Below are 14,380 nucleotides of genomic sequence, written 5' to 3'. Positions count from 1 at the left end.
TCTATGACGATTGTCTTAGCAAGGAGACCGCCGTGAGCCCGCGACCCTCTGATGCGCCACAACGCGTGATTGATGCTGCGGCACAGATGCTGGCGCGGGTAGGCCTCAATGCCACCAGCATCCGCGAAGTGACCAAGCTGGCCGAGGCGCCGTTGGGTTCCACCTATCACCACTTTCCCGGCGGCAAGCAGGAGTTGCTGGCGCGCGCCACCCACATGGCCGGCGACAAGGTGGAGGCGCTGCTGATGGAGCTGCTGGAGGGTGGGGCGGTGCAGGGCCTGCAGCAGTTCCTGGCGATGTGGCGCGAGCGTCTGCTGCGCTCAGAATTCCGCGCCGGCTGCCCGGTGCTGGCCGCTGCCGTGGAGGAGCCGGTGGAGGCCACGCCCAGCCAACCCCGCGCGGCGGCGGCCGAGGTGTTCATGCGCTGGCAGGGGCATCTTGCCTCGGCGTTCGTCGCTGAAGGGCATGTCCCGGCAGCGGCGGGTGAACTGGCCAGCCTGGTGATCGCCAGCGTGGAGGGCGCGGTAGCGATGTGCCGTGCGCTGCAGGACATCGCCCCGTTCGACCAGGTGGCAGTGCAGCTGCTGAAGGCGGCCACGCGGCCTTGATCGGCCGGTGCGGGCAGGCCAGACTCGCCAGCAGCCCGCGACTGGATGCCGCCATGGACGAATTGCACCATCGTCAGTTGATCGAGCACTACCTGCAGGCCTACAACCGCTTCGATATCGACGCCATGCTGGCCGTGCTGGCGCACAACGTACGCTTCGAGAATCACAGTGGCGGCCAGCTGACGATGGCCACCGAAGGCGTCGATGCCTTTGGCGAGCTGGCACGCCAGTCTGCGCGCCTGTTCCGGGAGCGCGAACAGCGCTTGCTGGCGCTGGTGTTCGATGGTGATCGGGCGACGGCGACGATTGGCTGGCGCGGCGTGTTCGCGCAGGATGTTCCCGACGGACCGCGTGCGGGCACCGAGCTGGAACTGCAGGGCCAGAGCGAGTTCGTGTTCGCGGGAGGCCGCATCGAACGGATCATTGATCGCAGCTGAGGATCGGCCGCTTGGAACCGCCGTCTGGACAGCGGAGCTGCCCGCGGTAGAATCCGCCCAACACCGCCTACGCGTGCCCGGCAAGGATGTCCGCATGCAGCATCAGGTTCCCGAGGTCCCTGGCCGCGATGCCTCCCGCCCCCTGGCGGCGGCATGAAGCGCTCGCGCCATTTTTCACGCAGCCCACTGACATTGCCGATGAACCGCGGCAGCGAAGTCGTGCGTGCGCGCAGGCACTTGCAGCAGCGCGGTTGGCCACGCCTGCAGATGGCGCTGATCGTCGCCCTGACCGGCGCTGCAGGTTTTCTTGCCTCGCACCTGCTGCGCCTGGCCGGTATCGACGCGATGTGGTTTCGCTACCCGATGGCCGTAGTGCTGGCCTACGGCGTGTTCCTGCTGCTGATGTGGATCTGGATCCGCTGGCGTTGGGACAACGTGCTGGATGGCCTGTCGCCGGATGTGGGCGGTGGCAGCCCAACCCCTCGCGGCAGTGCCGTGGAATCACCGTGGAGCGGCGCCGGCGGCCGTTCCGGCGGTGGCGGTGCGTCGGCCTCGTGGAACGGGCCGGCATCGGTGAGCAGTGGCGATGCCGGAGAGCTGCCGTTGACCGGGCTGGCTGAAGACGAAGCGGGCCTGCCGCTGCTGGCCATCCTCGGCATCGTCGCGCTGGTGGCGACCGTCCTGCTGGCCAGCGTATGGGTGGTGTGGTCGGCGCCGGTGCTGATGGCCGAACTGCTGGTGGACGCGGCCATCGCCGGCGGCCTGTACCGACGCATGCAGGGCATGCACGAGCAGGGATGGTGGCGGGTATGCGTGTCGCACACGGTCTGGCCGCTGATCGGCCTGTTGCTGTTCTTCGCGGTGCTGGGCTGGCTTGCTCAGGAACTCGTGCCAGGTGCAAGCCATCTGCTGCAGGTCATCCAGGGGCTGTAATGCGGTTGCTCCCTTCATATGGCCCGGTCCCGACCGGTTTTCAGCCGCAATGAACAGTGGGCTATGATCGCGGTCGCCGAGGATTCGTGTCCTGGCGGTTTCACCTATCGGGAGCTTGTCATACTGCTTCGGGAACCGGGGCGCTGGATGGCCGAACGCCCACTGAGACACACAACCACTGACGAGGAAGAGCGCATGGATGTCGCTGCACGCAGGAACAGGACGTTGTTTCGTTGGATCATGGTGACGCTGCTGGCGGTGTTGTTGCCGTTTGCAGCACTGGCGCAGCCGGCAGCCGGGCAGGGCGATGGCGCTGAAGCCGCCACTGCCGCGGAAGAGACGCAATGCCGTGCCTGCGCCTATGAGCGCATTGGACCGAAGGTCGATATCGGCCTGGTGGCACTGGTGTCGCTGTTGGTGGTGGGTCTGCTGGTAGCGGTGTCCCGCGAGTGGGGAACCACCTCGCAGCGCTGGACCTGCCGCACCCTGGCCCTGCTGTTGGTGGGCATCGGCCTGGCGTTGTTGTGGTGGGCTGGCAGCGTCGTCTACCTGGGCTACAACCCGTGGCAGGAGCCGCTCGCACCCGGCGGCGGCTCGCTCGGTTCGACGCTGCTGAGTACGTCGCCGAAGTGGCTGGCGGCACTGGTGCTGGTCGGCTTCGCGCCTTCCATCTGGAAGCGCAGCGAGCGCCTGCCGCCCTGGCGTATCGGCTGACCCTGGAACGACGGCGCCGGATCACACCCGGCGCCGCCTGCAGCAATCACTCAAAGCGCCAGCGCACGCCCGCGTAGACGCCGCGGCCTTCGCCCGGCGTCGAACGCGCGACATCCTTGCCGGCGTCGTCATAGCCCGGCGTGACGGTGGCGGCGTAGCGGCGATTGCCTAGGTTGCGCATCTCCGCCCAGGCCTGCCAGCGGCCACCGGGTGCGTCGTAGCCGATGCGGCTGCCGAAGATCACATGGCTGTCGGCCCAGTAGCTGTTGGCGTAGTCCACGGCGATGCGCGAGGCGTATTCGGTATTGAGCGCCGCGTACAGGCCGGATGCATGATCGAAACGCAGCTCGGCCTGGTAGGCGTGGCGCGGCAGGCCGGGCAGGCGGTTGCTGCCGAAACGTGCATCGTGGCGGTAGCGGAAATCGCTGAAGGTATACGCCTGGCGCAGCGACAGGCGGCCCGGTGCAGCCTGCCACAGCGTGCTGTCCAATCCGGCTTCGATACCGCGGTGCACGGTGGGGCTGGCATTGTTCTCGGCGATGAACAGGTTCGGCACCGGTTGCAGTTCGACGCTCAGCAGTTCGTGGTTCACGTGGGCGTAGTAGCCGGTCAGTTCCCAGCGACCCAGCGCCGCGTCACCGCGCGCGCCCAGTTCCAGCGTGGTGGCGGTCTGGTTCTGCATCGGCACCGGCGCGCGCTGGCGGCCAGTGGATGGGCCATTGCCCGGCCCGAAGTACTGGTTCGAGCCCCAGATCATCGACCATGGGTGCGGTGCCTCCACCGAACGGCTGAGGTTGCCGAACCACTGGGTCTGCGCGCTGTGCTGCCAGGTAAAGCCCAGTCGCGGTGCGTAGTCCCAGTCGTGCTCGCGCAGGCGGCCGCCGCTGCTCGGCCAGGTCACCTGCACATCGCGACGGGTGTTGATCAGTGCCAGCCCAGCCTGCATGCGCAGGCGGTCATTGAAGGTGAGGGTGTTGCTGACGTGCAGTGTGCTGTCGGTGCCGTGGTGGCGGAAGTCGCGCGTGCGCGTGCCGGCGGCATAGCCGTTGCTGGCAAAGCGCAGCGACTCGCGCACATCGGCATCCAGGTCATGGGTGACGCGCAGGCCGAACGTGGTCTCGCTGTCCAGGCCGAACAGCCGGTGGCGGCGGCGGTAGTCCAGTGTGGCGTTGAGGTTGGCGTAGTCCAGCTGCTGGCGATACAGGCTCTCGTTCAAGTCCATCGGGTAGGTGTGGTAGACCAGCCCGGCCTGCAGCGACGAGTCCTCATCGATCTGCAGCGTGGTGACATTGCCCACCCAGGTGCTGCCCGGCTGCGGGCGGCGCGCATCGATGGCCAGGTTGGCCGCATTCGCGGCATGTGGATCGTTGCGGATCTGGTCGCGGGTCAAGCGACCGGGTGTTTCGTGATTGGTTTCGCGGTAGCGCACGAAGAAGCGCGTCTGCAGATCGGGCGTGATCTGCCAGCCGATGTTGGCCATCGCGCCCTTGCCGTCGCCGTGCGCATGGCGCTGGTAACCGTCGAACTCGGTATCGGTGTAGGCCAGGAAGTAGTCGACATCGCCGTTGACGCCGCCCCAGCTGAGGCCGCGCTTCTGGTAGCCACGGCTGCCGGCTTCGTAGTGCAGCTGCACGCCCGCCGAATCACGGCCGCTGCGGCTGACGTAGTCGATGGCACCGCCCAGCGCCAACGCGCCGCGCTCGAAGCCGTTGGCGCCGCGCAGGACTTCCACGCGCGACAGCCACAGGGGTTCCAGCAGTTCGTAAGGCGTGCCACCCGGGCCGGTCAGTGGCAGGCCGTCGATCGATACCGCAATGCCTGAGGCATGCGCGCCCGGCCCGCGGTTGATGCCCGAGCCACGGATCGAGATCCTGGTGCCCTCGTTGCCCGGCGATTGCGCGCTGATGCCCGGCTGATAGGCCAGCACATCCGCACTGGTGGACAGTCGGCTGTCGGCCTTGGCCACGTCGATGACGTTGCTGGCGCCGGGTACGCGCTTCAGCGCCTCGCGCGCCTGCGCGGTGGCATCACCAGCAGCGGTGACCTGCACCGCATCCAGCATGGTGGCCTGCGGGGCTGCAGCGGCAGTGGAGGCGAGGCCAAGGGAAACGGCCAGAGACAGCAGCGAGGGGATGGGGCGGTACGACGAGAGCGACATGCGGGAATGCTGTAAACCACGAAAGTGGCGCGCAAGTTAACAGGTCGACGGCGCCACGTCACCCATCGGCGGCGTATGGCCGCTCGCCGCGTTCCTGTAAAGCCGAGCCCTCGCTCGGCTAATCGCGCGCAGCGCGGGTTGTCTGCCATCGCGACGAAGAGCAGCCGAGCATGGGCTCGGCTCTACAGCAGGGTTTATGGCGAGGGTTTCGTCAGCGTCTTCGACTTTGCGTAGAACTGATCAGCTGCTTCCTTCTCGCCCAATGCCGCATGACACTCGGCCAGGCTGTCCCACACATTGGCCGAATCCGGATACAGCTCGGTGTTGAGGGCGAATACCTTCAACGCCCTGCGTGCACCCAGGCTCTGGCGGATGGCATAGCCGCTGGCGTTGATCGCACGTTCCAGCTCGCTGCCCGTCACCCGGTTGTTATCGCGCAACCAGCTGCGTATCGCCTGGGCGGCGCCTGCATCATCATCCAGCGCATACGCAACCAGCCGCTCGGACAGCACCGCGTGCGGAAACGCCTGCGGCGCCGCGACCGCCATCGTGCTCTCCACCAGCGTGCTGGACCAGACATTGCGGGCGCTGCCGTTGGTCAGGTACACGAACACCCAGTAGCCGTCGGCCAGCGTGTCCTTGTAGGCCAGCCGCGCACGTACACGGGTGCCACCATCGTGACCGACCTGGGTGTAGCCGTCGCTTCGGGTGGTGTCCCATCCCGTGGAGAAGAAATTGCTGCCGCCACCGCTCAGTTTCTGCGGCTGCCAGAACTTTTCCAGGGTCGCCGTGCGCACCAGCGTGCCGGTCGCCAGCGCCTGCAGGAAGCGGTTCATGTCGCCCACGGTGGTCTGCAGATCGGCATGGCCCCAGCCGTAGTCCGGCCAGGGATCTTCATTGGCAGGCTGCAGTTGGCCATCCTTGCCGATGTACGGCACCGCCGCGCGCCGGGCCGGCACGCTGGCAACGCCCCACGAGGTGCTGGCCATCTTCAATGGCTGCAGGATGCGTTCGCGCGCGATGGCCGGGTAGGGCTTGCGGTAGTGCGCTTCCAGCAACGCCGTCAGCACCAGGTAGTTGGCCTGGGTGTACTGCACGCGGCTGCCGGTGGCGAACTGCATCGGTGCAGCGCCGGCCACCTTCAGCGCAGTGCCAAGGTCAGGCGCTACACCGGGGTAGCCCGTGCTCACCCAGCGGTTATCCACCCGGTCGTAGTACTCGCCGATGCCGGAGCTGTGGTTGAGGAAATCACGCACGTGGATTGCCTGCCATGCTGCAGGCAGGTCCGGCACATAGCGGCTGGCCGGTGTATCCAGATCCACCTTGCTCTGATCGACCAGTTGCATCACCAGTGTGCTGGTCAGCAGCTTGGCCATCGACTGTGCGGCGAAGATGGAATCGACGGTGGCAGGTGTGTGCGTAGCGCGATCACATTCGCCGCTGGCGCCCTGGTACAGCACCTGGCCGTTGTGGGCGACCAGTACCGCCTGGCCGGCAATGCCGTAGCGCTCGCGGTTGACCTGCAGTTGGGCGTCGAGCTGGGTAGAGAGGCCGGCGGAGAGATCATTCGCTGATGCGGGCGGAGCAGCGAACAGGACGCAGAGCAATGCAGCAGCAAAGGTGCGGTACATCGCGGTGATCCATCAGCGGTGATGGCGCATGGTGGTCACGACGGAAGAGCGGGTCAAGGGCACCGATTCCCGCATCAGGGAGAGCCGGCCAGCGGCCGGCACTACCACACGTTCCGGTAGTGCCGGCCGCTGGCCGGCACCCCTGCGATCAGCCCAGGATCCCCGGCAGATCCAGTCCCTTTTCCTTCGCACAGTCGATCGCGATGTCATACCCCGCATCGGCGTGGCGCATCACGCCGGTGGCCGGGTCGTTCCACAGCACGCGGCCAATCCGCTTCGCCGCTGCCTCGGTACCGTCGCACACGATCACCATGCCGGCGTGCTGCGAGAAGCCCATGCCGACGCCGCCGCCGTGGTGCAGCGAGACCCAGGTCGCGCCGCTGGCGGTGTTGAGCAGGGCGTTCAGCAGCGGCCAGTCGGACACCGCGTCGGAGCCATCGGCCATTGCTTCGGTTTCGCGGTTCGGCGAGGCCACGCTGCCGCTGTCCAGGTGGTCACGTCCGATCACCACCGGCGCCTTCAGTTCGCCGTTGGCGACCATCTCGTTGAACGCCAGGCCGAGTCGATCACGATCACCCAGGCCGACCCAGCAGATGCGCGCCGGCAGGCCCTGGAACTTGATCTTCTCGGCAGCCATGTCCAGCCAGCGGTGCAGGTGCGGGTTGTCCGGAATCAGTTCCTTCACCTTGGCATCGGTCTTGGCGATGTCTTCCGGATCGCCGCTCAGTGCGGCCCAACGGAACGGGCCGATGCCGCGGCAGAACAGCGGGCGGATGTAGGCCGGCACGAACCCGGGGAAGTCGAACGCGTTCTCCACGCCTTCTTCCAGCGCCATCTGCCGCAGGTTGTTGCCGTAGTCCACGGTCGGTACGCCAAGTGCGTGGAAGCCGAGCATGGCGCGAATATGGTTGGCCATCGACGCGCGCGCAGCCTTTTCCACTTCCTTGGGGGCGGAAACACGCTTTTCGTCCCACTGCTCGACGGTCCAGCCCTGCGGCAAGTAGCCGTTTACCGGGTCGTGCGCGGAGGTCTGGTCGGTCAGCAGGTCCGGCTTCACGCCGCGCTTGAGCAGTTCGGCCAGCACGTTGGCGACGTTGCCGAGCAGGCCCACGGACTTCGGCGTACCGGCCTTGCACGATTCGTCGATCAGGCGCAGCGCTTCATCCAGATTGTCGGTCCAGGTGTCCAAGTAGCCGGTGCGCAGGCGCATGTCGATGCTGCTCTTGCGGCACTCCACGGCCAGGCAGGAGGCGCCCGCCATCACCGCGGCCAGCGGCTGTGCGCCGCCCATGCCGCCGAGGCCACCGGTGAACAGCCACTTGCCGGTCAGGTCACCACCGAAATGCTGGCGGCCCATTTCCACGAAGGTTTCGTAGGTGCCCTGCACGATGCCCTGCGCGCCGATGTAGATCCAGCTGCCTGCGGTCATCTGGCCGTACATGGCCAGGCCCTTCCTATCCAGCTCGTTGAAGTGGTCCCAGTTGGCCCAACGAGGTACCAGGTTGGAATTGGCGATCAGCACGCGCGGCGCATCAGCGTGGGTGCGGAACACGCCCACCGGCTTGCCCGACTGCACCAGCAGGGTCTGGTCGTCGTCCAGGCGCTTGAGCGTTTCGACGATGGCATCGAAGCTCTCCCAGTCGCGTGCGGCGCGGCCGATGCCGCCGTACACCACCAGTTCCTGCGGGCGCTCGGCCACATCGGGGTGCAGGTTGTTCATCAGCATGCGCAGCGGCGCTTCGGTCAGCCAGCTCTTGGCGTTCAGCGTGGTGCCGGTCGGCGCGGCGAGGGTGCGGGACGGGTCGTTGCGGGTCATGCGGCGCTCCGGTTCGTAGCGAATTCGAGGCAGGCGTTGAGCACCTGCGCCAGGGTGTGGCGCAGCGGTGCGGCGTGGTCGGGGTCGAGCGGGGTGGGCCAGCTGTGCTCGTCCACCTGATCTGGCAGGGGTTCGTGCATGTAGCCGCGGCAGGCCAGCTCCATCTGCAGGCTGTGCACACCGCCGGCGATGTTGCTGTAGTGGCGGGTGATCCAGCCACCTTTGAAGCGGCCGTTGCGCACCTGGCTCATGCCACTGATCTTCAGCAGGTTCTCCACCACGTCGCTCAACGCGTTATCGCAGGAGGTGTCCGGCGCGCCGGTCGGGCCAGCGGTACCCAGGTTGAACTGCGGCAGTTCGCCGTCGAACAGGTGCGGAATATGTGAGCGGATCGAATGTGCGTCGTACACCACCACCGTGCCGAACTTCGCGCGCAGGCGAGTGATCTGCGCAGCCAGCGCATCGTGGTAAGGCAGGAAATAGGTGTCGCGGCGACGGGCGATTTCCGCATCATCCGGTTCGCGTCCGGCGTGGTACAGCGGCTGGTTGTCGAAGGTGGTCAGCGGGCACAGGCCGGTGGTGTTCTGGCCCGGGTACAGTGAGACCCCGCTGGGGTCTCGGTTGAGGTCGATCACCGAGCGCGAGATCGCCGAGCGCACCGTGGTCGCGCCCATGCCACGCACAAAGTCGTACAGCTCGTGCACCCACCAGTCGGCATCGCGACGGGCCAGCCACGGCGAGTGGTAGTCGCCGATCAGGTCGTGCGGCAGCTCGCTGCCGGTATGCGGGAAGCTGACGATGACGGGGGCGTCGCCCTCGTGCACGGTCAGCCATTCGGGATGGGTATTCATGCCTGCGGCTCCACGGTTGGCAGCAGGTCGGTCAGGCCCTGCGCCAGCGCGCCACTGCGCACCAGATTCGTGGCGGTCACCATGTCCGGATGGAAGTAGCGGTCTTCTTCCAGCGTCGGCACCTGCGCACGCAGGGTGGCGCGCACGATTTCCAGCGCGGCGCTGGAGCGCAGCGGGGCGTGGAAGTCGCAGCCCTGCGCAGCGGCCAGCAGCTCGATGCCGATCACGTTGGCGGCGTTCTCGGCCATCTGCATCAGCCGGCGCGCGCCATGCGCGGCCATCGACACATGGTCTTCCTGGTTGGCCGAGGTCGGGATCGAATCAACGCTGGCGGGGTAGGCGCGCTGCTTGTTCTCCGAGACCAGCGCGGCGGCGGTCACCTGCGGAATCATGAAGCCGGAATTCAGGCCGGGGCGCGGGGTCAGGAATGCAGGCAGGCCGGACAGCGCAGGGTCGACCAGCATCGCCAGGCGGCGCTCGCTGATCGAGCCGATCTCGCACACCGCCATCGCCAGCATGTCGGCCGCGAAGGCCACCGGCTCGGCGTGGAAGTTGCCACCGGACAACGCTTCGCCGGTATCGGTGAACACCAGCGGATTGTCGGACACTCCATTGGCTTCGATTTCCAGCGTGGTCGCGGCCTGGCGCAGGATGTCCAGCGCCGCGCCCATCACCTGCGGCTGGCAGCGCAGGCAGTACGGGTCCTGCACGCGCACGTCGTTGTCACGGTGCGACTCGCGGATGTCAGAGCCCTGCATCAGCGTGCGCAGGGTGGCCGCGGTGGCGATCTGCCCGCGCTGGCCGCGGATGGCGTGGATGCGCGGGTCGAAGGGCGTGTCGGAACCCTTGGCCGCTTCCACCGACAGCGCGCCGGTCACCAGTGCGGCCTGGAAGACGGTCTCGATCTCGAACAGGCCCGCCAGCGCATAGGCGGTGGAGAACTGGGTGCCGTTGAGCAGCGCCAGGCCTTCCTTCGCGCCCAGTTCGATCGGCTGCAGGCCGGCACGTGCCAGCGCATCGATCGCCGGCAGGCGCTCGTCACCGATGAAGGCTTCGCCGACGCCGAGCATCACGCCGGCCAGGTGCGAAAGCGGCGCCAGGTCACCCGAGGCACCCACCGAGCCTTGTGCCGGCACCACGGGCAATACGCCCTTGACCAGCATCCCTTCGAGCAGCAGCAGGGTTTCCTCGCGGATGCCCGATGCACCCTGCGCCAGGCTGACCAGCTTCAGCGCCATCATCAACCGCACCACGCTGGCCGGCATCGGCTCGCCCACGCCGGCGGCATGCGAGAGCACGATGTTCCGCTGCAGGGTGGCCAGGTCTTCGCGCTCGATGCGCACGCTGGCCAGCTTGCCGAAGCCGGTGTTGATGCCATACACCGGTGCGCCCTTGGCGACGATGGCGGCCACCGCCGCAGCGCTGGCGCGTACTACCGGCAGGGCGGCCGGGTCCAGTGCGAGCGGCGCACCGCGATAGACCTGCCGCCACTGGGCGAGAGTGACATGGCCGGGGCGAAGAACCAGGGTGTTGCTCATGTGTTGCTCCAGGAGGCAGGCAGGTCGGGCTGCCCGCGCACCACGCGCGCGTGCAGCGGGTTGAATCCAATGCGATAGACCAGGTCAGCGGGCGCATCGATGTCCCAGATCGCCAGGTCGCAGTCCATGCCCGCGGCCAGGCGACCGATGCGCTCGCCGTGGCCCAGTGCGCGCGCCGCTTCACGGGTGAAGCCGGCGATGCACTCATCCACGGTCAGGCGGAACAGGGTGGCGCCCATGTTCATCGCCAGCAGTGGGCTGGTCAGCGGCGAGGTGCCCGGGTTGCTGTCGGTGGCCAGCGCCAGTGGCACGCCGGCCGCACGCAGCGCGGCGATCGGCGGCAGGGTGGTATCGCGGGTGAAATAGAAAGCACCAGGCAGCAGCACGGCGACGGTACCGGCGGCGGCCATCGCGGCGATGCCGGCATCGTCCAGATGTTCGATATGGTCGGCCGACAGTGCACCGAAGCTGGCCGCCAGTTCGGCACCGTGCTGGTTGCTCAGCTGCTCGGCGTGGATCTTCACCGCCAGCCCGTTCGCGCGGGCGGTCTCGAACACCTGCCGCGCCTGCGCGGGCGAGAACGCGATGTTCTCGCAGAACACGTCCACCGCTTCGGCCAGGCCTTCGGCAGCAATGGCCGGAATCATCACCTCGCACACCTCGTCGATGTATTCCTGTGCCTCGCGGCCCGGCGGAGTCGCGTGCGCGCCAAGGAAGGTGGTGACCACGTTGACCTGGCATTGCTCGCCCAGCGCGCGCGCAACCTGCAGTTGCTTGCGTTCGTCGGCCAGGGTCAGGCCGTAGCCGGACTTGATCTCGAGGGTTGTCACGCCCTCGGCGCGCATCGCCAGCAACCGTGGCCGGCTTTCGCGGGCCAGCTGTTCCGGCGTCGCGGCGCGGGTGGCGCGCACGGTGGAGACGATGCCGCCGCCGGCACGGGCGATCTCTGCATAGCTCACGCCCTGCAGGCGCTGCTCGAATTCGTTGGCGCGGTTGCCGGCGTAGACCAGGTGGGTGTGGCAGTCGATCAGGCCGGGCGAGATCCAGCGGCCTTCGCCATCGATGCGGGTGGTTGGCTGCAGGTGGGCATCGCTGCCGGCCGGGCCGACGTGGATGATGCGGCCGTCGGCGCAGGCCAGTACGCCATCGCGGATGACACCCAGGCCCTCGCCGTCGAGGGTGATCAGGTGGACGTTGGACCAGAGGGTATCGGCGTGCATGGCATCCACAACGCGGCTGTGCTTATATGTCTATACAATATAGGTGTCCATTTCGGGTTGTCCAGCCATGTCCGATTCGCGTTCCCCGCACTGTTTCCACGCCGCCCACGCCCTCCTGGCCGATGGCTGGGCCCGCGATGTCCGCCTGCAGGTGCGGGACGGCCGCATCACGGCAATCAGCAAGGGGCAGGCCGCGCAGGGCGGTGACACCCGCGTCGGCATCCTGGTGCCGGGCCTGCCCAACCTGCACAGCCACGCCTTCCAGCGCGGCATGGCCGGCCTGACCGAGATCGGCGGCGGTGACGGCGACAGCTTCTGGAGCTGGCGCGAGCTGATGTACCGCTTCCTGGCCCATCTGCGCCCGGATGCGGTGCAGGCCATCGCCGCCCAGGCCTACATGGAAATGCTGGAAAGCGGCTTCACCCGCGTCGGCGAATTCCATTACCTGCACCACGACGCCGAGGGCCATGCCTATGCCAACCGCGCCGAGATGAGCGCGCGGATTGCCGCTGCGGCCGATCAGACCGGCATCGGCCTGACCCTGCTGCCGGTGTTCTACGCGCATGCCGATTTCGGTGGCGCGCCGCCGAATCCGGCGCAGCGCCGCCTGATCCACGACGTAGAGGGATTTGCGCAGCTGCTGGATGCCGCAAAGCCGGCATTGACCACGCTGCCTGACGCGGTGCTCGGCATCGCCCCGCACAGCCTGCGCGCGGTCACCGGCGAAGAACTGAGTGCGTTGTTGCCGCTCACCGATGGCCCGGTGCACATCCATATCGCCGAGCAGGTGCGCGAAGTCGAGGCCTGCCTGGCCTGGAGCGGCCAGCGCCCGGTGCAGTGGCTGTACGACCATGCACCGGTCGATGCGCGCTGGTGCCTGGTGCATGCCACCCACATCACCGATGACGAGCGCGCGGCCATCGTCGCCAGCCAGGCGGTGGCCGGCCTGTGCCCGATCACCGAAGCCAATCTGGGCGACGGCCTGTTCCCGATGCAGGCGTTCGCCCGCGAGGGCGGGCGCTTCGGTGTCGGTTCCGATTCCAATGTGCTGATCGATGCAGCTGAAGAACTGCGCCTGCTTGAATACGGCCAGCGGCTGACCCTGCGCGGACGCAACGTGCTGGCGCCGGATGCCACCCGCAGCACCGGTGGTTTCCTGTTCGAAGGCGCACTGCGCGGTGGAGCGCAGGCGCTGGGCGTGGCCGCTGGCCTGCAGGTCGGTGCCAGTGCCGACCTGGTCGAACTGGACGCCGCGCACCCGGCGCTGCAGGCGCGACAGGATGACGCATGGCTTGACAGCTGGGTGTTCGCCGCACGTAATGGCGCGCTGCGATCGGTCTGGCGCCATGGCCGCCAGTGCGTGGCCGAGGGCCGCCACCTGCAGCGCGAGGCGATCACCACCGCCTTCGCCGCCGCCCTGCGCGGCGTGCTGGGCTGATCGTCTCCGCCACCGGGACCTCATTACGTGAAGGCAAGCAAGTCCGCCACGCTCAACCAGCGTATCCGCAGCGATCTGGAAAGCCGCATCCTCAGCGGAGAGTGGGCGCCGGGCTTTCGTATTCCCTACGAGCACGAGTTGATGGAGCAATACGGCTGCTCGCGGATGACGGTGAACAAGGTGCTGACCGCACTGGCCGAGAGCGGCATGATCGAGCGCCGCCGTCGCGCCGGTTCATTCGTGGCGCGTCAGCCGCCGCACCTGGAACAGGTGGCGCTGGAGATTCCCGATATCGCGATGGAGGTCGGTTCGCGCGGCCATCAGTACGCGTACCGCCTGCTGCAGCGCGAGCTGCGTCTGGCCGACACCGGCAATGCCGGTGAAGTGGAGCTGGCCGGCAGCGAGAAGCTGCTGGCGATGCGCTGCCTGCACCTGGCCGATGGCCGTCCGCTGGCGCTGGAGCATCGCCTGATCAGTCCGGTGGGCGTGCCCGAGGTACTGGAAGTCGATTTCAGTACCACCGCGCCGGGCAGCTGGCTGCTGCAGAACGTGTCCTGGACGCGCGCGCAGCATCGCATCAGTGCCTGGGGTGCGGATACCGCTACCGCCAGGCTGCTGGAGGTGAAGCCGGGCACCGCATGCCTGGTGATCGAGCGCCTGACCTGGCGCGGTGAACAGCCGATCACCCGCGTGCGGCAGGTGTTCCTGGGGGATGCCTGGGACCTGGTTGCGCGCTTCGCGCCGGGCGCTCGCTAGGGATTCCATCCACGCATGGCGTGGATCTACTGGTCCGGTACGGCTGTCGTCTTGAACTCTGTTGGTGCGTGTGTACGATGTGTATCGTCCCTGCATGAAGAGCAGGGACCTCATCCGGGATCTGGAGGCGGCAGGTTGGACCTGTTGCAGGATTCGCGGATCCCATCATGTATTCGTGCACCCGCAGTGGCCTCACATCATCACCGTGCCTCACCCCAGAAAGGATCTGGGCAAGGGGCTGGTTCAGGCGTTGCGGAAGCTCGCAGGATTGACGTAGGAG

Annotated in this window: 13 protein-coding genes; 7 read left to right on the top strand and 6 right to left on the bottom strand. The window is 67.4% G+C overall.

Features of this window, described 5'->3' with window-relative positions; translation table 11 throughout:
- Positions 1 to 32 precede the first annotated feature (32 nt).
- From A7X97_RS17925 to A7X97_RS17910, 4 genes are all read left to right on the top strand, one after another.
- A complete protein-coding gene (locus A7X97_RS17925; RefSeq protein ID WP_088497070.1) occupies positions 33 to 608 on the top strand; it encodes a TetR/AcrR family transcriptional regulator in 576 nt (191 codons plus the stop codon).
- A 53-nt stretch (positions 609 to 661) separates the two neighbouring features.
- Positions 662 to 1,045 (top strand): nuclear transport factor 2 family protein, encoded by a 384-nt coding sequence (locus A7X97_RS17920; RefSeq protein ID WP_088497071.1) that lies wholly within the window; start codon positions 662 to 664, stop codon positions 1,043 to 1,045.
- A 153-nt stretch (positions 1,046 to 1,198) separates the two neighbouring features.
- Positions 1,199 to 1,978, top strand: a complete 780-nt coding sequence (locus A7X97_RS17915; protein WP_088497072.1) for a hypothetical protein — start codon at positions 1,199 to 1,201, stop codon at positions 1,976 to 1,978.
- 195 nt (positions 1,979 to 2,173) lie between these two features.
- On the top strand, positions 2,174 to 2,692 hold the full coding sequence (locus A7X97_RS17910; RefSeq protein ID WP_053497341.1) for a hypothetical protein: 519 nt from the start codon (positions 2,174 to 2,176) through the stop codon (positions 2,690 to 2,692).
- 46 nt (positions 2,693 to 2,738) lie between these two features.
- Here A7X97_RS17910 and A7X97_RS17905 read toward each other — a convergent pair whose 3' ends face one another.
- From A7X97_RS17905 to hutI, 6 genes are all read right to left on the bottom strand, one after another.
- Entirely contained in the window at positions 2,739 to 4,850 is a 2,112-nt protein-coding gene (locus A7X97_RS17905; RefSeq protein WP_088497073.1) for a TonB-dependent receptor family protein, read from the bottom strand.
- Positions 4,851 to 5,044: 194 nt separating this feature from the next.
- Entirely contained in the window at positions 5,045 to 6,481 is a 1,437-nt protein-coding gene (locus A7X97_RS17900) for a serine hydrolase domain-containing protein (RefSeq protein ID WP_088497074.1), read from the bottom strand.
- A 148-nt stretch (positions 6,482 to 6,629) separates the two neighbouring features.
- The gene (hutU, locus tag A7X97_RS17895) at positions 6,630 to 8,297 is read right to left on the bottom strand and encodes a urocanate hydratase (protein WP_088496101.1); all 1,668 of its coding nucleotides are present in this window, start codon (positions 8,295 to 8,297) and stop codon (positions 6,630 to 6,632) included.
- Positions 8,294 to 9,148 (bottom strand): N-formylglutamate deformylase, encoded by an 855-nt coding sequence (gene hutG / locus A7X97_RS17890; protein WP_088496100.1) that lies wholly within the window; start codon positions 9,146 to 9,148, stop codon positions 8,294 to 8,296. The genes hutU and hutG overlap by 4 nt, the downstream gene beginning before the upstream one ends.
- Positions 9,145 to 10,686: a histidine ammonia-lyase gene (hutH, locus tag A7X97_RS17885; RefSeq protein ID WP_088496099.1), complete on the bottom strand. Its 1,542-nt coding sequence runs from the start codon at positions 10,684 to 10,686 to the stop codon at positions 9,145 to 9,147. Before hutH ends, hutG begins: the two co-directional genes overlap by 4 nt.
- The gene (gene hutI / locus A7X97_RS17880) at positions 10,683 to 11,906 is read right to left on the bottom strand and encodes an imidazolonepropionase (RefSeq protein ID WP_111008260.1); all 1,224 of its coding nucleotides are present in this window, start codon (positions 11,904 to 11,906) and stop codon (positions 10,683 to 10,685) included. The genes hutH and hutI overlap by 4 nt, the downstream gene beginning before the upstream one ends.
- A 67-nt stretch (positions 11,907 to 11,973) precedes the next feature.
- Between hutI and A7X97_RS17875 the strand changes: the two genes are divergently transcribed.
- The 3 genes from A7X97_RS17875 to A7X97_RS17865 all read left to right on the top strand — a co-directional run bounded on the left by A7X97_RS17875 (position 11,974) and on the right by A7X97_RS17865 (position 14,377).
- Positions 11,974 to 13,344: a formimidoylglutamate deiminase gene (locus A7X97_RS17875; RefSeq protein ID WP_111008254.1), complete on the top strand. Its 1,371-nt coding sequence runs from the start codon at positions 11,974 to 11,976 to the stop codon at positions 13,342 to 13,344.
- A gap of 27 nt (positions 13,345 to 13,371) precedes the next feature.
- Entirely contained in the window at positions 13,372 to 14,100 is a 729-nt protein-coding gene (gene hutC / locus A7X97_RS17870; protein WP_072168119.1) for a histidine utilization transcriptional repressor HutC, read from the top strand.
- Between the two features lie 94 nt (positions 14,101 to 14,194).
- On the top strand, positions 14,195 to 14,377 hold the full coding sequence (locus tag A7X97_RS17865) for a type II toxin-antitoxin system HicA family toxin (RefSeq protein ID WP_072168179.1): 183 nt from the start codon (positions 14,195 to 14,197) through the stop codon (positions 14,375 to 14,377).
- Positions 14,378 to 14,380: the final 3 nt, after the last annotated feature.

The organism is Stenotrophomonas sepilia, from assembly GCF_003244875.1.
Classification (GTDB): Bacteria; Pseudomonadota; Gammaproteobacteria; order Xanthomonadales; family Xanthomonadaceae; genus Stenotrophomonas; species Stenotrophomonas sepilia.
Note: the sequence above shows the minus strand (reverse complement) of the source record. Positions and strands in the feature narration are given on the sequence as shown.